The organism is Dokdonella sp., assembly GCF_041395345.1.
Classification (GTDB): domain Bacteria; phylum Pseudomonadota; class Gammaproteobacteria; order Xanthomonadales; family Rhodanobacteraceae; genus Dokdonella.
In genome coordinates, this window is the sequence record NZ_JAWLAR010000001.1 from 26749 (window position 1) to 47842 (window position 21094).

18 protein-coding genes are annotated in these 21094 nt (G+C 63.2%); 7 read left to right on the plus strand and 11 right to left on the minus strand.

The window, feature by feature from the left end; all coding sequences use genetic code 11:
• Positions 1 to 130 precede the first annotated feature (130 nt).
• Entirely contained in the window at positions 131 to 460 is a 330-nt protein-coding gene (locus tag R3F00_RS00125; RefSeq protein WP_371279654.1) for a YegP family protein, read from the plus strand.
• Between the two features lie 64 nt (positions 461 to 524).
• Here the strand turns inward: R3F00_RS00125 and R3F00_RS00130 are convergent, their stop codons facing one another.
• The gene (locus R3F00_RS00130) at positions 525 to 2228 is read right to left on the minus strand and encodes a hypothetical protein (protein WP_371279655.1); all 1704 of its coding nucleotides are present in this window, start codon (positions 2226 to 2228) and stop codon (positions 525 to 527) included.
• A gap of 283 nt (positions 2229 to 2511) precedes the next feature.
• Here R3F00_RS00130 and R3F00_RS00135 point away from each other — a divergent pair, with 283 nt between their 5' ends.
• Positions 2512 to 2979, plus strand: coding sequence for a hypothetical protein (locus R3F00_RS00135; RefSeq protein WP_371279656.1), 468 nt, complete (start codon positions 2512 to 2514; stop codon positions 2977 to 2979).
• A 57-nt stretch (positions 2980 to 3036) separates the two neighbouring features.
• Here R3F00_RS00135 and R3F00_RS00140 read toward each other — a convergent pair whose 3' ends face one another.
• The gene (locus tag R3F00_RS00140) at positions 3037 to 4398 is read right to left on the minus strand and encodes a M24 family metallopeptidase (protein ID WP_371279657.1); all 1362 of its coding nucleotides are present in this window, start codon (positions 4396 to 4398) and stop codon (positions 3037 to 3039) included.
• Between the two features lie 208 nt (positions 4399 to 4606).
• Positions 4607 to 6451: a M1 family metallopeptidase gene (locus R3F00_RS00145; RefSeq protein ID WP_371279658.1), complete on the minus strand. Its 1845-nt coding sequence runs from the start codon at positions 6449 to 6451 to the stop codon at positions 4607 to 4609.
• Positions 6452 to 6594: 143 nt separating this feature from the next.
• On the opposite strand from R3F00_RS00145, the gene R3F00_RS00150 reads away from it, so the two are divergent.
• Positions 6595 to 7302 (plus strand): autoinducer binding domain-containing protein, encoded by a 708-nt coding sequence (locus R3F00_RS00150; protein WP_371279659.1) that lies wholly within the window; start codon positions 6595 to 6597, stop codon positions 7300 to 7302.
• Positions 7303 to 7548: 246 nt separating this feature from the next.
• On the opposite strand, the gene ubiE is transcribed toward R3F00_RS00150, so the two are convergent.
• The 8 genes from ubiE to R3F00_RS00190 all read right to left on the minus strand — a co-directional run bounded on the left by ubiE (position 7549) and on the right by R3F00_RS00190 (position 17998).
• On the minus strand, positions 7549 to 8298 hold the full coding sequence (gene ubiE, locus R3F00_RS00155; protein WP_371279660.1) for a bifunctional demethylmenaquinone methyltransferase/2-methoxy-6-polyprenyl-1,4-benzoquinol methylase UbiE: 750 nt from the start codon (positions 8296 to 8298) through the stop codon (positions 7549 to 7551).
• Between the two features lie 143 nt (positions 8299 to 8441).
• Positions 8442 to 11840: an ankyrin repeat domain-containing protein gene (locus R3F00_RS00160; protein WP_371279661.1), complete on the minus strand. Its 3399-nt coding sequence runs from the start codon at positions 11838 to 11840 to the stop codon at positions 8442 to 8444.
• Between the two features lie 117 nt (positions 11841 to 11957).
• Positions 11958 to 12209 (minus strand): YcgL domain-containing protein, encoded by a 252-nt coding sequence (locus R3F00_RS00165; RefSeq protein ID WP_371279662.1) that lies wholly within the window; start codon positions 12207 to 12209, stop codon positions 11958 to 11960.
• Between the two features lie 84 nt (positions 12210 to 12293).
• Positions 12294 to 15542, minus strand: coding sequence for a PDZ domain-containing protein (locus R3F00_RS00170; protein WP_371279663.1), 3249 nt, complete (start codon positions 15540 to 15542; stop codon positions 12294 to 12296).
• Positions 15543 to 15638: 96 nt separating this feature from the next.
• Positions 15639 to 16313, minus strand: a complete 675-nt coding sequence (rpe, locus tag R3F00_RS00175) for a ribulose-phosphate 3-epimerase (protein ID WP_371279664.1) — start codon at positions 16311 to 16313, stop codon at positions 15639 to 15641.
• Between the two features lie 77 nt (positions 16314 to 16390).
• Complete coding sequence (locus R3F00_RS00180) at positions 16391 to 16990, minus strand: hypothetical protein (RefSeq protein ID WP_371279665.1); 600 nt, start codon at positions 16988 to 16990, stop codon at positions 16391 to 16393.
• 73 nt (positions 16991 to 17063) lie between these two features.
• Entirely contained in the window at positions 17064 to 17849 is a 786-nt protein-coding gene (gene djlA / locus R3F00_RS00185) for a co-chaperone DjlA (RefSeq protein ID WP_371279666.1), read from the minus strand.
• Positions 17846 to 17998 (minus strand): hypothetical protein, encoded by a 153-nt coding sequence (locus tag R3F00_RS00190; protein WP_371279667.1) that lies wholly within the window; start codon positions 17996 to 17998, stop codon positions 17846 to 17848. Before R3F00_RS00190 ends, djlA begins: the two co-directional genes overlap by 4 nt.
• A 187-nt stretch (positions 17999 to 18185) precedes the next feature.
• Here R3F00_RS00190 and R3F00_RS00195 point away from each other — a divergent pair, with 187 nt between their 5' ends.
• The 4 genes from R3F00_RS00195 to R3F00_RS00210 all read left to right on the plus strand — a co-directional run bounded on the left by R3F00_RS00195 (position 18186) and on the right by R3F00_RS00210 (position 21074).
• Positions 18186 to 19082, plus strand: a complete 897-nt coding sequence (locus R3F00_RS00195; RefSeq protein WP_371279668.1) for a phosphoribosylaminoimidazolesuccinocarboxamide synthase — start codon at positions 18186 to 18188, stop codon at positions 19080 to 19082.
• Between the two features lie 12 nt (positions 19083 to 19094).
• Positions 19095 to 19757: a DnaJ family molecular chaperone gene (locus R3F00_RS00200; RefSeq protein WP_371279669.1), complete on the plus strand. Its 663-nt coding sequence runs from the start codon at positions 19095 to 19097 to the stop codon at positions 19755 to 19757.
• Between the two features lie 67 nt (positions 19758 to 19824).
• Complete coding sequence (locus R3F00_RS00205) at positions 19825 to 20289, plus strand: DUF962 domain-containing protein (protein WP_371279670.1); 465 nt, start codon at positions 19825 to 19827, stop codon at positions 20287 to 20289.
• A gap of 86 nt (positions 20290 to 20375) precedes the next feature.
• On the plus strand, positions 20376 to 21074 hold the full coding sequence (locus tag R3F00_RS00210) for a VIT family protein (RefSeq protein WP_371279671.1): 699 nt from the start codon (positions 20376 to 20378) through the stop codon (positions 21072 to 21074).
• The last annotated feature ends 20 nt before the right edge of the window (positions 21075 to 21094 follow it).

Here is a 21094-nt window from a genome sequence, read left to right on the forward strand (position 1 = left end):
TCCTGACTGTCCTGAGGGCAATCAGGCGATGGCGGTTCGGAGGAGCTCGCCGCGACCATTCCGTTCGCGCAAGTCGCTGCATGCACGAGAGCCGCACCTGCTCGCGCCAGACCCAGCAGAGGAGATCGCCATGTCCGGCCATTATGAAATCTCATCGAACGACAAAGGCCAGTTCTCGTTCGTGCTGAAGGCTTCCAATGGACAAGTCATCCTGCGCAGCCAGATGTACGAATCGAAGGGGGCCGCCCAGACCGGGATCGCCTCGGTGCAAACGAATTCGCCATTGGATGAGCGCTATGAGTTGAGCGTCGCCAGCGACGGTCGGCCATACTTCAACCTGCATGCCGGCAACCGTCAGGTGGTCGGTACCAGCCAGATGTATTCATCGGATGATGCGCGTGCGACCGGAATTGCATCGGTGAAGACCAACGGGCCCAGCACGGACGTGCGCGACGCCTGATCGGAAAGCGACGGGATCGGCCTGCTGCGCAACAAGCGCGCCGATCCCGTGCCTGTCGAACCGATCAGATCCTCGAAGACTCAAGCTCCACATCGGCGAACTGCCAGGATTGCTCGAACAGCTTTACGGCCGCATCGGCTTCCTCGTTTCGCTGCTGCGCGCGCAAGCTCCGTGAGAGTCCGTACAGGCTCCATCCGTTGAGTGGATTGCGCTCGAGTTCGGCCCGATACACCGCTTCGGCTCTAACGGGCTTGCCCGCATCGAGCAGGACGGCGCCGAGGGCGTGACGTGTCGGGGAGTGCCAGCCCGGCGGCTCGTCGTAGGGTATCTGATCCTCGATGATGACCGCTTCTTCCAGCGCCGCGATGGCGCCTTCGGTGTCCTTGTTGAGCAAGGCGACTTCCGCTTTCAGGCTGCGCTCGGCAATGTCGGCCGCATGGCTGATCGGATAGCGTTCCCAGACCAGGACAGCGCGAAGTTCCGGCGCTGCGACCAGCGGTTGCATGGCGGCCAGGTGCTGCTCGGCATCCTCCTTGCGTCCTTGCCGGGCCGCTGCAATGCCCTGCGCGTAGTGCCAGATCACGCCCACGTAGGGAAGATCCGGCGCAGGATTGGGCAAGGCGGCAATTTCCTCCCAGCGCCCGAAGCGGACGCGATCGAACCAGGGCGTCAGCCAATAGTGCTGCATGGCTTCAAAACCTGGCGTTCGCAGGATCTCGGCATCAGCCGTGCGTTCGGCCGTATGCTCGGCGGCCTCGCGCGCCAGCGCACTGTTGCCTTCCATGCTCGCCGCGAACCAGAGGAAGTGATGATTGTGCGGCACATAGCCGAGCGGATACAGGCCATTGGCATTGCCCCTGCACACGGCCAGATAGGCATCATCCGCGCGGATCGCCACCTGGTTGGCCAATACGGCGTCGTTCCAGCGCCCGACCCGCGCATAGATGTGGGCAGGCATGTGTACGAGGTGGCCGGAACCGGGGATCAGATCGCGCAGATGATCGGCAGCGGCCACACCGCGTTCGGGGTTGGCTGAGGCTTCAACCGCGTGCACGTACAGGTGCAGTGCACCGGCGTGGTCGGGGTTTCGCTCCATGATGGATTCAAGCAGGGAAACGATGTCGGCGGTATTTCCCTTCGGTTGGCGCTGCTCGTCGTAGTAGTCCCAGGGCTGCAGATTCATCAACGCTTCTGCATGGAGCGCGGTGGCATCGAGATCGTCGGGGCGCTCCTGGACCAACTTGCCGGTGGCCTCGGCGTATGCGCGATCCAGCGGTCCGCGGTCCTGCGGCGGCTTTTCGGCATAACGGGCGGACAATGCCTCGATGAAGGCCTGCTCGCGCGGAGTCGCGTTGACGGCCAGCGCGCGCGCCTTCTGCAGGCGATCCCAGGCCTTGGCATTGTTCGTCGGTTCCATGCCGGCATTGACATGCGGGCCGAGCACCAGCGATGCACCCCACCAGCACATCGCACAACCGGGGTCGATTTCGGCACCGCGAAGAAACGATCGCTCGGCCGCATCGTGGTTGAAACCCCAGGCCAGCATCAGGCCCTGGTCAAACCAGCGTTGTACCTCGGGAACCGAAGTCGTTATCGGGAAATGATAGTCGCCTAGACCTTCGATGAAGTTGGCGCCGAGATTGTCGTCAATCGGCACTTCAGTCGCTGGCGTCTGCGCAACCTTGTCATCGGATCTTTCGGCGTTGTCACAGGCCACCAGAGCGGCCGTCCAGACAATCAGCAGGACCAGCATCGCATGGCGATTCATGACGCTTTTCCTCCGCAGTTGCAGGGGTTTCACGTTGTACGCCACCGCCTCGCGCTTCGCAAATCAATCCGCCAGATCGCGCCCCGACACCGGGGCGGGCTCGCTCTTGCCGCGCGGGAAGCCCGGCCGGAAACCGCTGCAGGAGTTCACCGTGGTCGCGAGTGCCGACAGACTCGTCGGCAACCCGCATGGCATGAGAGGATGGCGCGAATCCGGCGTCGCCTGCGGACGCAGCCGCGCTGGTACGCAATCCTGATCCGAACTGAAAGGCTGGCAGCACGCCATGAACGAAAACGATTCCCGGCAAGCCATCATCGACGGCGAACACCTCAGATTGCTCTCGATCGGCTACATCATTTCCGGCATTTTCAGCGCGCTGTTCTCGCTGATGGGCCTGATGTATGCGGTGATTGGCCTGGTCATGAGCCGCTTTTTCTCCGGCCTGGCGAAGGACAGCAACCATCCGGTCGAGGTGCCGCCAGAGTTCATGGGCACTTTCATCGCCCTGTTCGGCGGCGCATTCTTCCTGGTACTGGTTTCTCTGGCGCTGGCGAAGTTCTGGGCAGCCTCGCGCATCCGGCGACGCAAGTCGCGCGTCGCGATTCAGGTTGTCGCCGCCATCACCTGCTTCGGCGTTCCCTATGGCACGATCCTCGGTGTCTGCACTTTCATGGTGATGAGCCGGAAAAGCGTCGTGGACGTGTTTGATGCAGTCGCGACTGCAGATGATCGGCAGATTGCGCCAGGTTGAGCCGCCGGCAGACGGCACTACTCTCGAACTGCGTCAGTCGACAGCCCTCCGGCCGGCTCAGCGTGAACGGCTGACGGGGGAAGCCGCCAGGTCGTCGACCCGCGGAATCAGGTGGGGCCTGGTCTGGCGTCCGTCCAGGTAGCGAAATTTCCTGCCATCAAACACACCATCCTGTTCGAGCATGATGCGGATATCCTTGTTCCATTCGGGAATGTCCGAAGCAGCGTTGAGTTCGATCGAATAGACCGTATCGGCGTGCATCGGGAAGTCGCCGCTGCCCGGCACGCCTTCCTGTTTGTCCCACATGCCGATGGTGGGTCCGGCGGCATGTCCGTGACTGCCCAGTGGATGCGTGTAGATGCTGGCCTTGATGCCTTCCTTCTTCGCCTGTGCGAGCGAGGCGGCGAGTATCTGGTTGCCTGTGCTGCCGAGGGCGAAATGGCCGACAAGGATGTCCTGCAAGCGATTGGCCCTTTCGAATGCGCTGGCGATGCTGGCGGGAACCTCGGTTTCACCCGGGCGCAAGACGTAGGCGTGTTCCTGTACGTCGGTATTCAGGCGCAGATAGGTGATTCCGAAATCGACGTGCAGCAGGTCGCCTCCGCGGATGATCGCTTCGGCCGGATGATCGATGAAGCTCTTCAGATGATCGAAGCTTGTACCGTCGTTGCGCTGGATCGAGACGGTCGGGTGGAACCAGGTATCGAGACCGAGATCGCTGACGCGCTGGCGCAGCCACCAGACCACGTCGTCGCTGCTCGTGATGCCGGGCGTGATGACCTGCCCGGAAAACGCTTCGGCGATGATCGAATGGGTGATACGCACGAGTTGCGGGTAGATCTGCAACTCGCGTTCGGTGCGCGTTTCCAGCCAGGCAACGGCGAGATCCTGCGCAGACACCAGTCGATCGCGATAGCGCTCGGGCAAGGCTTTCACGAGAGCGGTGTAGTCGGTGCGCACGAGGCCATCCGCGTGGGCGAAGTCCTCGGATTCGTTGATCGCAATATTCTTCGGATCGCGTGTCTCGACGATATGGGCCAGCGCTTTCCATTGATCCGGAAACCTGTCCATGTCCCAGGCCGCGGTGATGCTGTCTCCGACGCTGTAGCGTGCGACAGCGAGCTTTTCGTAGTTGCCCTTGCCGGGATTGTTGTAGAACACGAGGATGGTTCGCCGGCGCGCATTGAGCCAGGTTGCCGGCAACATCGTGCGCAGCACGGGATCTTCGTTGTACTCGCGCGAGACGACGATCCACATCTCGATACCCGTGCGCTGCATCAGCGCTGGCAACAGCGTATCCAGGCGCTCGGCAAGGATCTCGTCGACAACCCTTGCCTGTTCGCGCTTGTCGAGTATCTGAGCGAAAGCGTGAGGTGTACCTGCGACAAGCAGGGCGAGAAAAAACAGCAGTGTCTTCATGGGGCAGACCGGCCAGTGCGTGGAACTGCAGCGTGTCATCGTGCGCCGTGCACAGCAAGGCTTGTGGACGGCCACGACAATTCATCCGCTTCCGTACAATCAAGGATGCCGGGCGGGCCGGATGGGGCAACACGCGCGCTTCAGACTCCCGCATCGCCCGCACCTTGACCCGACCCTCTCCCGACCGGAGAGGGTGGGAATCGAGAAATTACAGGCCCAGCACTTTTTCGACGCTGCCCTGGGTCATCGGGTGATAGCCGGGTTTGGCCCTGGCATAGACCTCGATCGCGAAGGCCTTGCCATCCGGGGTCCTGGCCAGCTCCTCGTAGATCGGCACGACCAGCTTGCGGCGCCCGATGCGTTCGATGAAGGCCGCAATCTGCGGACGTGCGTCGGTGTAGCCAGCACGCACGGTCGCCACGTACCAGCGGAACGCGATCTCGCCGTTGCCGCTGTTGCTGAGGTTCCAGGCATCGTCGAGCGCCTTGATCTGCGCGATTTCGGGCGTCTCCGGCAGCGCGTTGATGAAACGCAGCCACTCGAGGGTTACCCAGTCCTTTGCCTGGATGTCCTTCGCCGCGAGATTGCCCGCAATAAAGTCGGCCGCGGCCTTGTCGACCGCATCGAAGCGTGCCGAATGCGCCACGGGTGCATTCGACGGTATGCCCGGCAGGTGCAGCCACGCATCAATCTCGGCCGAACTGACCTTGCCGAGGTGCTTCTTCTCGAGATTCTCGCTGTAGAACTCGAGGAACTCGGTGCTGGTAATGCTCTGGAAGGCGAAGTGGTCGAAATAGGCACGCAGGAACGGATCGAACACATCACGCCCGTAGCGCGATTCGAGAAAACGCAGGAACCAGCGCCCCTTGTCATAAGGTACTCCGGACAGTCCCTCGTCGGGATCGATGCCGTCCAGATCGGTCACCAGCAGCTGCTGCTCGGGCGTCATGCCCTGCATTTCGACCAGCAACTCCTGATCATCGACAACCAGTTGCATGGTCGCGACTTCCTTGCCATACAGCTCCTCGACGATGCGGTTTTCCACGTAGGTCGTGAAACCCTCGTTCATCCACATGTGTTCAGCGCTGGCATTGGTGACGAGATTGCCCGACCAGGAATGCGCCAGCTCGTGTGCGATCAGTCCAACCAGACTCTTGTCGCCGGCGAGAATGGTCGGCGTGGCGAAGGTCAGGCGCGGATTCTCCATGCCGCCGAATGGAAAGCTGGCCGGCAGGATCAGGATGTCGTAACGCTCCCATCGATACGGTCCATACAGCTTTTCGGTCGCCTCGATCATCTTCTCGGTGTCTTCGAGTTCCTTCGCTGCCGCGGCAATCACGCTCGGCTCCGCAAACACGGCGGTACGCGGGCCGGTCACGCGCACATCGAGTTCGCCGACGGCAATCGCGAGAAGGTAGGAGGGAATCGGCTGCTTCATGACGAACCGGTAGTCGCCATCGAGCCGGTGCTTGACGTCGTTGTCGGCGCTCATGACCACGCGCAGCGGCTTTGGCGCCTTGACATGCGCGGTGTAGGTGAAGCGCACCGAGGGCGTGTCCTGCAGCGGGATCCAGCTGCGCGCATGGATCGCCTGCGACTGCGAGAACATGAACGGCTGCTTCTTGCTCGCCGTCTGCTGCGGACTCATCCATTGCAAGCCCGAGGCTTCTGGCGAGGTCCGGTAGCGGATACGCACGTTCGGGACCTGGTCCTTCAGCGCGATGCGCAGAGCCGAACCGAAGATCGGATCGCGCGGATCGAGGCTGAAGTCCGCATCCTGCTCCCTGCCCTGGGCATCAACGGCCTTGACCGACTCGATGTCGAGGTCGCGCGTATCCAGGACCAGGCTGCGCGCATCGGCATCGTGCCAGGCGAGCGAGAGATCGGCCGTCGCGAGCAGCTTCTTCGTGGGGAAGTCCACTTCGATATCGAGGTCGAGCGCGGTCATGCTCACCCTGGAGGGTTCCGCATAGCTATGCGGGTCGACCTCGGCATGAGCCACGACGACGTTCAGGAACAGGAAAAGGATGCAAGGCCAGAACAGTGTTTTCATGATTCCTCCGTTACAGACCGCCCAGTATGCCATTGCCAGGCCGACCCTTCGCACGCGCATGGCCGGGAAACGCGCCGTCAGCTGAACGCGCGGGCGGACTTGCGCAGCCAAAGTGCGTATATTCCCCTGCAGGGGGTTTTGCCATGCTTGATCAATGGGCCAGTCTGCAGAGTCTGCTCGAGTGCGACTCGACAGAAAGCTTGCGCGCGGAAGCCAGTCGCCAGATTCGCCGGCTCGGCTTCGAGAACTGGAACTATTCCAGCGCGAATGCCGCGCATCAGATTCCCGAGCGCCTGAACGCCTACCCGCCCGCCTGGACCGCCCACTACCGGCGGCAGGGCTACCTCGAGATCGATCCGGTCGTCGACCATTGTCGACACCGCTCGACGCCGTGTCTGTGGGCGTCGGATCCGCAGGCACGCCGCGCCGGCTATCTGACCGACTACTTTCGCGAAGCGGCGGATTACGGATTGCGCGCCGGCATCGGCCTGCCCTTGCATGGTCCGGGCGGACACACCGGCATGATTTCCGTGGCCACTGACAACAACGCACGAGCGGGCGAGAACCTGCACCATCTGGGCGACCTGCAGCTTCTTGCTTCGTTCATGTACGAGGCCGGCCATCGGATTCTGTGCGAATCGGCGCAGCAAGAAGTGCATCTGACCTCGCGCGAGCAGGATTGCCTGCGCTGGGCGGCCGAAGGCAAGACCAGCTGGGAAATCGGCCAGTTGCTGGGCATTGGAGAGCGGACCGTCGTTTTCCATCTGCAGAATGCCGCACGCAAGCTGGGCGTCCTCGGCCGCCGCCAGGCCATCGCCAAGGCGCTTGCGCTGCAATTGATCACCCTCTAGGCGGCGCGAACCACAGTTGTTTCCTCTCGTCAAGCTGTAAGAACTTACAGCTATCGCGAGCCCGGCCAGGCAGGCATGCTTGGGCCCGTGCTCGGCCACGCCGGCACGCCAGTCCCCCTAGTCGGACGAGGGGAGAACGGTTCGCAGGATGCGGTCCGCTCCTCGTCCGACTTCTTTCTTTCCCCTTCGCAATCCCGCGCTCGCGCCCCCTGGCGGCGGCATATCGCGCTTTGGATCGGGATGCAGCTAGATCCTGTAACCGCGATGGATAGCGACAATACCGGCCGAGAGATTGCGCACGTCGACGCGTGACAGGCCTGCCGCTTCCATCATCGCCTTGAGCGTTGCCTGGTCGGGATGCTTGCGGATCGACTCGGACAGATACCGGTAGCTGGAATCGTCACCGGCAATGAGTTTGCCGAGTCGTGGCATGACGGAAAACGAATGGAAATCGTACAGCGGCTTCAGCAGCGGCTCACGCAAGGTCGAGAATTCGAGCACGAGTGCGCGACCGCCGATCTTGAGTACGCGGTGGATCTCGGCCAGCGCGCTTTCCTTGCGCGTCACATTGCGCAGGCCAAAGGCCATGGTCACGCAATCGAAACTCCGGTCCGGAAACGGCAGTGCTTCGGCATCCACCTGGGCGTAGTCGAGACCGCGCAACAAGCCACGATCGATCAGGCGATCACGGCCGACCCGCAGCATGTCGCCATTGATGTCGGCGATGACTATGCGTCCGTCCGCCCCCACCCTGGGCAGCAACAAGGCCGCTATATCGCCCGTCCCGCCGGCCAGGTCGAGCACGACATCGCCCGCACGCACGCCACTGGTCGCGACGAAGTGGCGCTTCCAGAGGCGGTGGATACCGAACGACATGAGGTCGTTCATGATGTCGTACTTGCGCGCCACCGATGTGAACACTTCGCCGACCAGACGCGCCTTGTCGTCCTCGGCAACTTCGCGAAAACCGAAGTGGGTTGTGCCTTGCTTGCTCATGCGCACATGGTAGCTCGGGACGGGAATAGGGAACAGGGAATGCTCGGAAGCCGTGAGTGGCAGGCGGCAAGTCAAGAGCGGATACGGCGCGGGCGGTCAAACATTGCACGGATCCGGCTCTTCCCATTCCCCACTCCTGCTCCTCAATCCTTGACCCGCTTGCGCAAGGTCATGCGCGCGCTGGGGACCGGGCTGCGCACGACGCCGAGCTCGTTGGCCACATCAACGTAACCGAGCAGGGCGGCGATTTCGCCAGCGCTGCGTCCCATCGCATCGCGCTGGTCGATCGGCGCATCGTGCGACTTGAGCAGGCGTGCGACTCCGAGCAGACCGTGCATCGCGCATGCATGCAGGGGGCTGACTCCGCGCTGGTCGTGGCCGTCCACACTGGCGCCCTTCCCGATCAGCAAGGTGGCCAGATGACCCAGATGCTTTGCATCACACTCGGTGCCGGGATCCGCGCGCGCGCCGAGCAGGAGCAGCAGCGCATCCTGTCCGCCCTGATTGCGCGCACCGATGCTGGCTCCATGCCGAAGCAGCAATTCCAGCAATTCCGCTGAAACCGCCGTATCGCGGCTGTCAAAGGCAAACTGGGCGGCGGCTTGGAGGGCGGTATTACCGCGATCATCGGCTGCGTTTGGATCGGCGCCACGTTCGATCAGGGGTTCGGCCAGACGGGGCAAGCCCAGCGCCGCTGCAATCATCAACGGGGTACCGCCGCCCGGCAGGCGCTGGTCAGCATCGATGCCATGCTGCAACAAGGTGCGCACGACGGCTTCGCGCCGCGCCGCGACGGCTGCGGAAAGGCAGGTCGCGCCCGAATAAGAGGATTGCTTCGGATCGGCGCCCACATCGAGCAGTCGCACGACCAGGGCCGCATAGCCCGAGCCGGCCGCACGAATCAGGGCCGTTGCACCCTGGGCGTCCACACTGCCCACCGGGAAACCCAGAGCGAGCAGCTTGTCGACGGCATCGATGTCGCCTGCTGCGGCTGCCAATGGCAAATCGGCACCGCGCAAGGCGCGGCCTGGCAGGCGCCAGCGCGGCCAGTTCAGCCAGTAGACGAGATCCCGGTCGGCGCGGGACAGGGCCAGACCGAGGGCGGTTTCGCCACTGGCCGAGGCCCGTTCCGGGTCCGCGCCGCTGCGGATCAACACGCGTGCCACACGAATCGCGCTTTCACTGGGTGCCTTCAGCGCGTAGTGCAAGGGCATCCTGCCGCGCGAGTCGCAGGCATTCACGTCGCTGCCACGCTCAAGCAGGCGGCTGACCAGATCGTCATCACCCAGAGCACAAGCCAGATGCAGGGGCATGGCGTCGCCTGAAGCACGACCGAAACAGTCGGCGCCCCGGTCGATCAGGCGTAGTGCCAGGCGGCACATCGCATCGCCATCCGGCCCGGGCGGCGCAACCGAAAGCACGCGGGCCAGCAACGAGGCACCACCGATCGGGAAACCGCGCTGCTCCAGTTGGGTCAGGGCATCGCAGGTACCGGGCAGGCCCTCAAGCAGAGCGTCGGTCAGCAGCTTGCCGGTTTCGAGCCTGACATCGGCAGGCAATCCGATATTGCATATCCAGTCGCGAGCCTGCGCATGCGCAGGCTCGATGAGGCCGAGATACAGGCGAGCCAGCTCGGCAGCAGGCCGCGAGCGCGTGAAGTCGCGCAGTTCATCGGCGACACTCCAGTGCCCGAAACGCAGCGCGTCGAGGAGATGCGAAGAATTGTCATCGTCCAGGATCGGCTCGGCAGCCATGCTGCTCGGCAGCGGGAATGACGGATCCAGCAACGACACGATCGGCCAGCGTCCGCTCGCTGCAGCGTGATCAACCGCGCGCCGACCGTCTGCCGCGACGATGCCCCGATCTGCACCGATGGCGAGAAGTGCGCGAACGGTTTCCTCATTCCCCGCACGAGTGCCGCAGGCAATCATCAGTGCGGTTCTACCGAGCGCATCGACGCGATCCGGATCGGCCTTGCGCTCGCCCAGCGCGTGAATGATGTCGACCGCGCCGGAACGTGCGGCCTCCATCAGCGCATTGGCACCGTTGCGATCGAGCAGTTCGACTTGTGCCCCGGCGCCGAGCAGGGCATTCGCAATGCGTACATGGCCGGTCATCGCGGCCACCATCAGGGGCGTCCGATCAAGCAGGCCACGCGCATCCACCCTGGCCTTTCGCTTGAGCAACATCCTGACCCCTTCGGGATCGTCGTCGGCAATGCTTGCGGCCAGCAGCAAGGCGGGTTGCGCATGTTCGACATCGACTGCCGCGCCACGATCAAGCAGGAATGCCGCCAGTGCCCAGTTGCCATTCGCGCAGGCCATGCCGAGTGCGGTCTTGCCTTCGCCGTTGACCGCGTCGATCGGAACGCCGGCATCGAGCAGGAGGGCTGCCACAATCGGCTCCCCGCACAACGCGGCGTGATGCAACGCGGTATTTGAATTCTCGTCGAGGACGGCCGGATCCGCTCCGTTGGCGAGCAGGGTCATGATTGCATCGGGCCGGCCCTGATAGCTGTCGCGCGTGGCCGCGATCAGGGGCGCCATGCCGCCGTGGCCGCGATTGACGTCAACGCCTCTGGAAATGAGCGCTCGCAACAAGCGCAGATCGGGCAGGATGACGGCGTGGATCAGCACGCTGCGCTGGTCACGCTCATGGATCAGCGGCACGGTATCGGGATTCGCACCGCGCTCCAGCGCGGCCAGGGCAAGATCGACCTGTCCGGAACGTGCCGCAGCGAGCAGGGCGGCGCTGGCATCGAATACGCCGATGTCGGGCGGCAAGGCCTCTTCCGCCGGTGCGTCTTCGAAGGGCTGCTCTGCCTGACCCTGGCGCGACAGACGCTGCAGGCGCGCATCGGTGAGCATGGCGTTGACGCAACGGGTGGCAACGGTCAGATAAGCCAGTGGCACCAGCACCAGGGCATAGAGAACAACGGCGGAGATGCGCAGCTCGATCGCCAACCCTGAACCCAGCGTGGCAATCGCAAGCGCGCCTACGCTGACCAGAAGCAAGGCGAGCGCGGACAACAGGCCATGGCTGAAGAACAATTCATGCTCTCCGGTCAGGTGACGCGCAAATGCCATGGATCGGCGCAAGGCGGCCAGTAGCCACGATTCGCGACCCTCCGCAGGATAGGCGTCATCCCAGACAAATGGCAGCACAAACGCCGGCCAGAATCGCCACAGGATCAGGAGCCCGGTCAGCAACGCCACCGACAGCCCCAGTGCTCCGAGCAGGCTGGGTTCCTGAACCAGCCACCAGGTCGGCACTGCCAGCAGTACCGCGACGACGACGGTGTAGAGGCTGGTCAGCAGGAATCCGGCCAGGCCACGGCGCGCAACACTGCGACCGAAGCCGAGATCCATGTCGAAACCGATTCCGGCGCAGATGGCGGTCAGCATCAAGGCGTCGCCGGCCAGCAACAGGATCAGGACTAGCGGATCATCGAACGGTACGGCCGCCGCAAAAACAAGGACGGCGGGAAGAAAACGGGCCAGTCCTGCAAACAGGGAGCGGGGGCGGGCGACGGTGTTCGGCATGTCGGGGTGAAAGGTCAGCCAGGCCGCGGTATGAGCCGCAATGCGACGAGTATATCGGTGCCCGGCGCCGTTGCGCTGATGCGCATCAAACCAATTCCCCGTCGCACGCATTGCCCATCAGGCGCGTTCCTCGCGCTCGGCAACCGGTGGCCACTGCAAGTGATAGCCCTGGGAGTCCAGGTTGACCATGACATTGTCGACGTTTTCGCGGGCCAGTTTGCGATGCGGTGACAATTCGATCTCGATGACAAAAGCCAGTGGGCCCAGTTGCTCGGCGACGGGTTCGGGCAAGACATCGAACGCATCGGCATGACGCAGATACACGTAGGTCTCGGCCTTGCGCAGACTCTTGTAGACGAAGCACTGCATCGGCAACCACTCCTCAATCGCGAACCGGGCCGCGCAGGATAGCGCAGCCCGTCTGTCGTTCAGAACCCCGCGGCCTGCTCGCGCTCAACGCCCGGAAGGCGCACCGAAGCGGGTCGGAGCCGGTGGAGCGACCGGCTTGCTGCGCGGCGTTTCACCGAGCTCTTCGAGCAGTACGCCCACGGCAACTTCGATACTGGGATCCTTGCCGCTGGCCAACTGCTCCGGACGATCGATGACTTCGATATCCGGACTGACGCCCTCGTTCTCCACGGCCCACTTTCCATCCGTGTCCATGAATCGGAAGGTCGCCGCGAGCAGGACGCCGCCATCGGCCAGCGACGGATTGCCGGATATGCCGATCAGGCCACCCCAGGTGCGCGTTCCGATCAGCTTGCCGAGGCCGAGTTCACGGAAATAGTACGGCAGCGCATCACCACCGGAGCTCGACAGCCCGTTGATCAGCATCGCCTTCGGCCCGCTGTGCGAGAGCATCGGCGTGGCCTGCGGATCGAGGCCACGGGATTTCCAGTAGTTGAGCGGCTTGCGCGCGAGCAGCTCGATCATGCGATCGGGAATGAATCCACCACCGTTGTAGCGGTCGTCGATGATCAAGGCCTCCTTGTCGGAATAGGCCAGCATTCCCTTGAACAGCTCGCGATTGCCGGCGACTGCCGTGTTCGGCAGGTGGATATAGCCGATGCGACCGTTCGAAAGGCGATCGACCATGGCCCTGCGCGAGGCGACCCACTCCGCGTAGCGCAAATCCTGTTCCGAGGTCAGCGTCTTCACACGCACCTCGCGGCTACCCCTGGCTTCAGGCTTCGAGTTGACCTGCAGACTGACCTTCTGCCCTCCCTTGCCTTGCAGCAGCTGGTAGAAGTTGCTGACCGAACGTGCGTCGACGCCATCCACGGCGATGATGTATTCACCCTCCTTCACATCGACGCCGGGTTCGGCCAACGGAGAGCGGTTGCCTTCGTTCCACTGATCGCCGGCAAGAATGGACTGGATGCGGAACGCACCTGACGGGTCGGCAACGATCTCGGCGCCGAGCAAGCCACCCGGCGTACGCTCGACCTTGGACTGGTCGCCCTGCTGGACATAGATGTGCCCGGACTGCAGTTCGCCGACAAGCTCCTGGAACAGGTAGTCCAGGTCCTGGCGCGTTGCGACGTAGGCAACCAGCGGCTGGTAGCGGGCGCGGACTTCGTTCCAGCGCTCGATACCGCCGTGCATGCCCGGATCGTAGAACCAGTCACGCAGGATCCGCCAGCCATCGGTGAATTCCTGGTTCCACTCGCGCGGCGGATCGATCAGCAGCTTCATGGCCGACAGGTCGAGCGTGTTCTTGGCGGGATCCTGATCGGCCTTCGTCTCGAGCAAGGCGAACTTGCCGTCGAACTGGACCAGCACCTGCTTTCCATTGGCCGCCAGCGCGTAGTCGGAGAGATCCTTTGCGATCACTACGTCCTTGTCGGCATCAATACCGAGCATGCGAAGTTCGAACTTGTCATCATCCCGCCCGCCAGGAGAGGAGGCAAAGAAGACGGCATCGGCACTTGCCTGCAGCTTGCGGTAGTTTCCGTTGCTGGCCTTGAGCACCTGCTCGCGCCCGATCATGCCCCTGGTATCGACCTTCAGGCGCGGCGTCGAAGCGTCCTTGTCGGACTTGCCTTCATCCGCATTGTCGGTTTCGTCGTCCCGGTAGAAGAACGGGCCATCGGCAGCGAGGCTGACCGCGTAGACACGCGTGGCATCGGCGTAGAGATAGTTCATCTCGTAGGCACTGAACTGCAACTGGTAGTCGCGATCGGACAGGAAGTAGAGCCAGCGGCCCTCGGGATCGAATGCAGGGCTGAATGCGCTTGAGGTTTCGGCGGTCACGGGTGTCCTGGAGCCATCGGCAAGCGAGTACAACCAGATCCTTGCCAGACCCGCACTGTTGCGCAAGGTGTAGGCCAGCCACTGGCCATCGGGAGACCACGCGTACTCGGTGATGTCCTCCATGCGACTGCTGTCGACGTCACGGGTACTGCCATTGTCGACATCGACGATACGCAGCCGCTGTTTCTTGTCGGCATAGGCAAGATGCCGACCGTCCGGCGAATACACGGGCGGGAATCGCCAGACATCGCCATCACGGGTCAGGCGTTTCGGCGTACCACCCGCGAGCGACTGCAGATAGAGTTCGTATTCGCCACTCGCATCGGACAGGAATGCGATCGAGTTGCCGTCCGGCGCCATGGTCAGGCCCAGCTCGCGCGCATCCGGGGTGTGCGAAAGATTGCGGATTTCCGGCTCCTTGCCGCTGTAGCGGAACACTTCGCCGCGCGCTGCGAAGGCGATGGTCTCGCCCTCGGCATCGAGATCGAAGGATTCGACGTGGGCGGCCACGTTTTTCCAGGTCGGCAGCGTCTGCGGAAAATCACCGGTGACCCGTATCGGCACTTCGCTGGCCTTCGAGGTGGCTGGATCGAAACGCCAGATCGCGCCGCCCTTCTCGAACACGATGGCGGTCTTGCCGGCGCTGGGCCAGAGCACATCGAAGTCGGTGAATTCGGTCACCTGGCGCGGCTCGCCGCCTTCAGGCGAGATCGCAAACAGGTTCATCGTGTGGTTGCGATCGGACGTGAAATAGATGGTGTCGCCGACCCAGGTTGGCTGGTTGTCGGTTCCCGGATCGTCGGTCAGGCGTTTCGTGGTATTGCCGGAAAGGTCATAGGTCCAGACGTCCTGGGCGCGGCCACCGCGATAGCGCTTCCAGCTGCGGAATTCGCGATCGATCGGGGTGTAGACGAAAACCTTGCCGTCCGGAGAAAGCATGCCACCACCGGTTTCCGGCACCGCGAGCGCTGTTTCCATGCCGCCATCGACCGGAACAAGATACGGGCGTCCAGCGCGATCATCGGTCGCGACGCGGTTGGCGCGCACGAGAATGTTGCGGCCGTCCGGCGTCCAGTCGAGCACGCGATAGTCGGTACCCCCGCGGACCGGTTGCGGGCCGACATCGTTGTACCAGGTCAACTGGCGCGGCTCACCGCCCGCGGCCGGAATCACATAGACCTGGCGCGTACCATCGTATTCGGCGGAGAAGCCAATCGAGCGGCAATCCGGAGAAAACTTGGGGTACAACTCCTGCCCGCCGTGCGAGGTCAAACGCAATGCCGTGCCACCCGACGCCGCAACCACGTAGATATCCCCGGCCTGGACAAACGTGATGGCATCGCCGCAGATGTCAGGGAAGCGCAGCAGGCGCGAATTCCCGGCAGGCATGGCCTGGACCAGCGAACTGCCGGCCATGATCAGCACGACAAGAGGGGTGTATAGGCGCATCAGGCACTCCACGGAACACGAAAGCGCTCGATTCTACCGCCTGAACCGTTCAAACCCGAGGGTCGAAAGGCATGTTGCCGCCTCGCGTGCGCAAGGTCAGGCCGAGGCGACTGCCGATTTCATCGCCGAAACCACGCCGGGATAGTCTGATTTGCCGAATATCGCAGAGCCCGCGACGAAGGTGTCGGCACCGGCGCGTGCAATCTCGGCGATGTTGTCGATCTTCACGCCACCGTCGATCTCGAGGCGGATATCGCGTCCGCTCCGATCGATCAGTTCGCGCACCTTGCGCAGCTTGTCGAGCGCCGAGGGCAGGAAGGACTGGCCGCCGAATCCGGGGTTGACCGACATGATCAGGACCAGATCGAGCTGGTCGAGCACATGATCCAGATGATTCAGCGGTGTCGCCGGATTGAAGACAAGTCCGGCCTTGCAGCCGCTGGCGTGGATCAACTGGATCGTGCGGTCGACGTGCTCTGAAGCCTCGGGATGGAAGCTGATCAGGCTGGCCCCGGCCTTGGCGAAATCGGGAATGATGCGATCGACGGGCTTGACCATCAGGTGCACGTCGATCGGCGCCTTGATGCCATGCTTGCGCAGCGCCTCGCACACCAGCGGCCCGATGGTCAGGTTCGGCACGTAATGGTTGTCCATCACGTCGAAATGGACCCAGTCGGCGCCGGCGGCGAGGACGGCGTCCACCTCTTCGCCCAGCCGGGCGAAATCGGCGGAAAGGATGGAGGGAGCGATGACGCAGGATTGTCGGGGCATGGGCGGCAAGTCGGGAGTCGAGAGTCAGTGGATCATGTCATTGGAGAAACCGACGCTCAATCTCCGCCGGTTTGCGCTCACTCGCGCACGCGCGCGTGGAATTCGCCGTCCGTCACGGACTTGTCCGGCATGCCCGGCATGTCCAGCGAGAATCGGCCGTCGATATAACCATCGCTGACCGAAGTGATCTCGACCTTGGCATTGGCCAGACGGATGTTGCTGCTGTCGCCGATTGCATCGGTCAGAAGCTTGGTGGCATCGGCTTGCGCGTCGCCGCCTTCCTTCGGCATCGTGATGCTGACGCGCACAAACATCGACATCATGTCGGCCGTGTAGGCGCCGGGTCCCTTGAAACCCTTGATGTTCAGGCTGAGCGAATCGCGCTTCATCCTGTCGCCATCGCGCGTGGTATGGCTGGCAGAAATGCTCAGGCTGTCGCCCTTGAGTCGAGCCGATGCTCGCTCGCCATTCCAGGTGGTACCGGCCACGCTGAATTGCGCGTTGCCGCGATCTTCACCGGACCTTGATCGTCTGGGCTCCGACTTCGCTTCGCCAACCTGCTCGGGCGACGAAGACTTGCCTGCAGTGTCGGACGCGCCATCGCTGCATCCCGAAACGGAACCCAGCGCAAAGAGGGCGACAAGGCAGATCAAGCGAAAGGGTTGGAATGCAAGCATGAGCGGGCCTTTCTCGATTCAGTCGAGCATGGAATCTCGCACGATCGGCTCGTTTCGTCCAACCGAGCGCCGTTCAGTTGAAGCCACGCTCGTTCTTGATGCGCTCGTATGCGGTATTGATTTCGCGCGCACGCGCTTCGGCGCGATGCTTCAGCTCCTCGGGCACATTGCCGAGTTTGTCCGGGTGATGCTGGCTCATCAATTTGCGATAGGCGCGCTTGATGTCGCGCGGCTCTGCAGACTGGGTGATACCGAGGATTGCATACGGGTCCGCGGCCGGCGTGCTGTTGCGCGAAGTGCGTTGTCCGGAGGATCCGCCCGGTGCGCCCTGGTAGCGCGGACCATAGCCCTTCATGGCGGAAATCGCGCCGAGCTCCATGTCGCTCACGCCGAGTGCCCAGCACAGCTTGCGCACCATGCCGAGCTTGTTCGCGGCCAGGGTTCCCTCGGCGTAAACCAGGTCCAGCAACATGTCGAGCAGCAGAAAGGCCAGATCGCGCCTGCCCCGGGTCCATGCCTTGAGGTCGTTCACGGTGAGATGGACATCGAACTCCGGCGCCTTGCCCTGGTTGAATCGTTCAATGGCCATGCGGCGCATGTCGGTGTCCAGGCGCAGCCGGTCCATCAGCGCTTCGGCGGCCTTGATCTCGCGTTCCGATACGCGGCCATCCGACTTGGCCAGTGCGCCGGCGAAAGCGAACAACGGTTCGATGAACGACGAGGCGCGGGCGGGCGCACGCGCCTGCATGACGCTGAGATCGAACAGGTGCCCGGCAAATGCGCCGATCAGGACACCCACGAAGTTGCGAAAAATGATCAGGCCGAGGATGGCGCCTACGACCTTTCCGAAAATGCTCACGTGGTGCGCCGCTCCATGGTCACCGCGGCGGGATCCAGTGCGAAATCCTGCAGCGCCGCTGCAAGCCGCGTCGGGCGGCCGTTGTGGTTGTCGTGCAGGCGGTTGAACGGCGGGTGGCGCTTGGAAGCAGTCGATGTGCGCTGGCGCATGCAGCAGGTTCCGGGACGGACAGTCCGGCGATTTTACACGGCCAGTGCTCGGCCCCGGACCTTGACTGGCATTTGATTCAGGAAGGACGCCCCGGCGTCGATGCCGCAGCCGACAGCCCGCGATCGTCCGCCCTCGGGCAAGGGCTCCGGGTTAAACTGGGCAGCGACCCGTTTCGGATGCTTCCTCGTGCCCACCACGCTTTCCCAGTCCAGTCTGCCCGGTCTTGAGCTGATTCATCGTGGCAAGGTCCGCGATGTCTATGCCTTGCCTGAGGATCAGTTGCTGATCGTTGCGACGGATCGGCTCAGTGCCTTTGACGTGGTTCTGCCTGATCCGATTCCGGGCAAGGGTGAAATGCTCACGCAGATGTCCAACTTCTGGTTCGCACGGACCGCCAGCGTGATGCCGAACCACCTGACCGACCGACCCGTCCAGGATGTGCTGCCCGATGGCGTCGATGTCGATCTATATTCGCGGCGCAGCGTGGTCAGCAAGCGGCTGAAGCCGGTACCGTTCGAGGCCATCGTGCGTGGCTACCTTATCGGCTCCGGCTGGAAGGACTATCAGGCCACCGGTGCATTGTGCGGAATCCCCCTGCCCGCCGGTCTGTCCCAGGCCGAACAGCTCGCCGAGCCGATTTTCACGCCGTCGACCAAGGCCGCTGTCGGTGGACACGACGAGAACGTGAGTTTCGATACGGTCGTCGACCAGGTGGGTCGCAGGCTGGCCGAACAGGTGCGTGAGGCAAGCCTGGCCATCTACCATGCCGCAGCGAATCATGCGGCCAGCTGCGGCATCCTGATTGCTGACACGAAGTTCGAGTTCGGCACCGATAGCGAAGGCAAGCTTTACGTGATGGATGAAATGTTGACCCCGGATTCTTCGCGCTTCTGGCCAGCGGACGAGTATCGCGTGGGCATCAGCCCGCCGAGTTTCGACAAGCAGTTTGTTCGCGATTATCTCGAAACCCTGGACTGGAACAAGCAGGCGCCCGGCCCGTCCATCCCAGCGGAAATCATCGAGGGCACGGCGCGCAAGTATGCCGAAGCGCTGCATCGGCTGGCTGGCATTACGCTGGAGTGATCTGGGCCGACCATGGCAGGAGCAATCGACTTCTTGCGCTTGTATCGGGAGTTCCAGCTCAAGCCTGGAGCGGATATTGATGACCTCAAGCGCGCCTATCGCCGCCGCGTGTCCCTGGTCCATCCGGATCGCCTCGACGCAAGGGACGCCATTTCGCAGCAGTTGGCCACCGAACACTTGCAGAGGTTGACCGCACTCTACGAAGCCGGTGTGCAGTTTCATCGCCAGCATGGGAGGCTGCCCGGTGCCAGCGCCGTGACCGACGTGCATGCAATGGCCGATCGGGATGTGCCCGAAGACCGACCCGTGAGACCCGCCGATGCGGGCAAGCATGGGTTGCGCTGGGCCGTCATCGCGGTCCTGCTGGCCGCTGTCCTCGGCTGGTGGTTGTGGCCGGAAGATATCGAGCAAACGCCTGCGGTGATCCATGCCGCACCGGTCGCCCGCGTGTCTGCACTGGGCTCGCGGCCAGGCATTCCCGTTTCCGAACAGGCGGGAATCATGGTCGGCATGCGCAAGGAGTCGGTCCTGCGCATCCAGGGCGCACCGGTCATGCGCGATGGCGAGCGCTGGCTCTACGGGCCTTCCTGGATCCTGTTCCGGGAAGGCAAGGTCGCCGAGTGGTACAGCTCGCCCCTGCATCCGCTCAGAGTCTCAGCGAAGCCGGAGAAGTAGTTCGGCGGGCCCGTTCCGCTACACTCGATTCTGGTCAGGCCAACATCAGCGAAACGCGGGGTCAGTCATGCGCACCGTCCACGAATGGTTTGGAAACTACAGCAAGGATCATCGCAATCCGGTCAACCGTGCGATTCACTGGATCTGCGTACCGGCAATCCTCTGGGCGGTCATGGCTGCGCTATGGGTGATTCCGGTGCCCGCTGCGATCGGGCGTCCGGGGTTCTGGTGTGGCATCGCCATCGTCGGCGCATTCGCGTTCTACTGGCGCATGTCGCGTACGGTCGGAGCGGCGATGCTGCTGGTCTTCGTCGTATTCGGCCTGTCTTGCGAGGCCCTCTATCGCACCGCAGGACCAGCCAGCATGCTCTGGATTGCGGGCAGCGTCTTCGTGCTGGCCTGGATTGGCCAGTTTATCGGGCATGTCATCGAAGGCGCGCGTCCATCGTTTTTCACCGACCTGGCCTACCTGTTGATCGGGCCGGCCTGGCTGGCCGGCAAGCTGATGCGACGTCTGAACATTTCGTATTGATGCCGCAACCTGCGCAGTCCGCATGAATTGTTGCGCGCTCCACTAGCGCGTCATTCGACCTCGCGTTCCGGTCCGGAGCAAGACAGATGCACACACACCCAACCGAGTCACATCGAACGGACCGCGTTGGCTGGTTGCGTGCCGCGGTACTCGGCGCCAACGACGGCATCGTCTCGACCGCCAGCCTGGTCGTCGGCGTCGCGGCAGCGAATGCGAGCCAGACGCAGATTCTGATCACCGGCGTGGCCGGGCTTGTGGGCGGCGCCCTTTCGATGGCAGCCGGAGAATATGTGTCGGTCAGCTCCCAGGCCGATACCGAGCGTGCGGATCTTCGCGTCGAACAGCGCGAGCTCGAACAGTTTCCGCAACAGGAGCTCAAGGAGCTCGCCGGCATCTATGTCAGGCGCGGACTGGATGCCAACCTTGCGAGACAGGTCGCCGAGCAGTTGACCGCACACGATGCACTGTCCGCGCATGCACGCGACGAGCTCGGCATCACGCCCGAGCTGCGTGCGCGCCCCCTGCAGGCGGCGGTGTCCTCCGCTGCTGCTTTCGCGACCGGGGCTGCGATGCCCTTGGCGACCATCCTGCTCGCGCCGGCAGCGCACCGCTTGATGGTCGTGATGGCTTCATCGCTGCTGTTTCTCGGCGTACTCGGTGCCACCGCGGCGCGCGCCGGTGGCGCACCGGTACTGCGCGGGGCACTCCGGGTCGTGCTCTGGAGCACCCTGGCCATGGCCGCTACCGCCTGGGTCGGCAGTCTGTTCGACGTGAGTCTGACCTGATCTCGCGGACGGATCGAGGG

Coding starts and splice junctions, on each gene's coding strand:
- R3F00_RS00130 (WP_371279655.1), bottom strand. CDS start 2,228: ATGAATCGCCATGCGATGCTGGTCCTGCTGATTGTCTGGACGGCCGCT.
- R3F00_RS00160 (WP_371279661.1), bottom strand. CDS start 11,840: ATGCCGAACACCGTCGCCCGCCCCCGCTCCCTGTTTGCAGGACTGGCC.
- R3F00_RS00210 (WP_371279671.1), top strand. CDS start 20,376: ATGCACACACACCCAACCGAGTCACATCGAACGGACCGCGTTGGCTGG.
- R3F00_RS00135 (WP_371279656.1), top strand. CDS start 2,512: ATGAACGAAAACGATTCCCGGCAAGCCATCATCGACGGCGAACACCTC.
- R3F00_RS00125 (WP_371279654.1), top strand. CDS start 131: ATGTCCGGCCATTATGAAATCTCATCGAACGACAAAGGCCAGTTCTCG.
- R3F00_RS00150 (WP_371279659.1), top strand. CDS start 6,595: ATGCTTGATCAATGGGCCAGTCTGCAGAGTCTGCTCGAGTGCGACTCG.
- R3F00_RS00190 (WP_371279667.1), bottom strand. CDS start 17,998: ATGCGCCAGCGCACATCGACTGCTTCCAAGCGCCACCCGCCGTTCAAC.
- ubiE (WP_371279660.1), bottom strand. CDS start 8,298: ATGAGCAAGCAAGGCACAACCCACTTCGGTTTTCGCGAAGTTGCCGAG.
- R3F00_RS00180 (WP_371279665.1), bottom strand. CDS start 16,990: ATGCTTGCATTCCAACCCTTTCGCTTGATCTGCCTTGTCGCCCTCTTT.
- R3F00_RS00205 (WP_371279670.1), top strand. CDS start 19,825: ATGCGCACCGTCCACGAATGGTTTGGAAACTACAGCAAGGATCATCGC.
- rpe (WP_371279664.1), bottom strand. CDS start 16,313: ATGCCCCGACAATCCTGCGTCATCGCTCCCTCCATCCTTTCCGCCGAT.
- R3F00_RS00140 (WP_371279657.1), bottom strand. CDS start 4,398: ATGAAGACACTGCTGTTTTTTCTCGCCCTGCTTGTCGCAGGTACACCT.
- R3F00_RS00165 (WP_371279662.1), bottom strand. CDS start 12,209: ATGCAGTGCTTCGTCTACAAGAGTCTGCGCAAGGCCGAGACCTACGTG.
- R3F00_RS00170 (WP_371279663.1), bottom strand. CDS start 15,542: ATGCGCCTATACACCCCTCTTGTCGTGCTGATCATGGCCGGCAGTTCG.
- R3F00_RS00145 (WP_371279658.1), bottom strand. CDS start 6,451: ATGAAAACACTGTTCTGGCCTTGCATCCTTTTCCTGTTCCTGAACGTC.
- R3F00_RS00200 (WP_371279669.1), top strand. CDS start 19,095: ATGGCAGGAGCAATCGACTTCTTGCGCTTGTATCGGGAGTTCCAGCTC.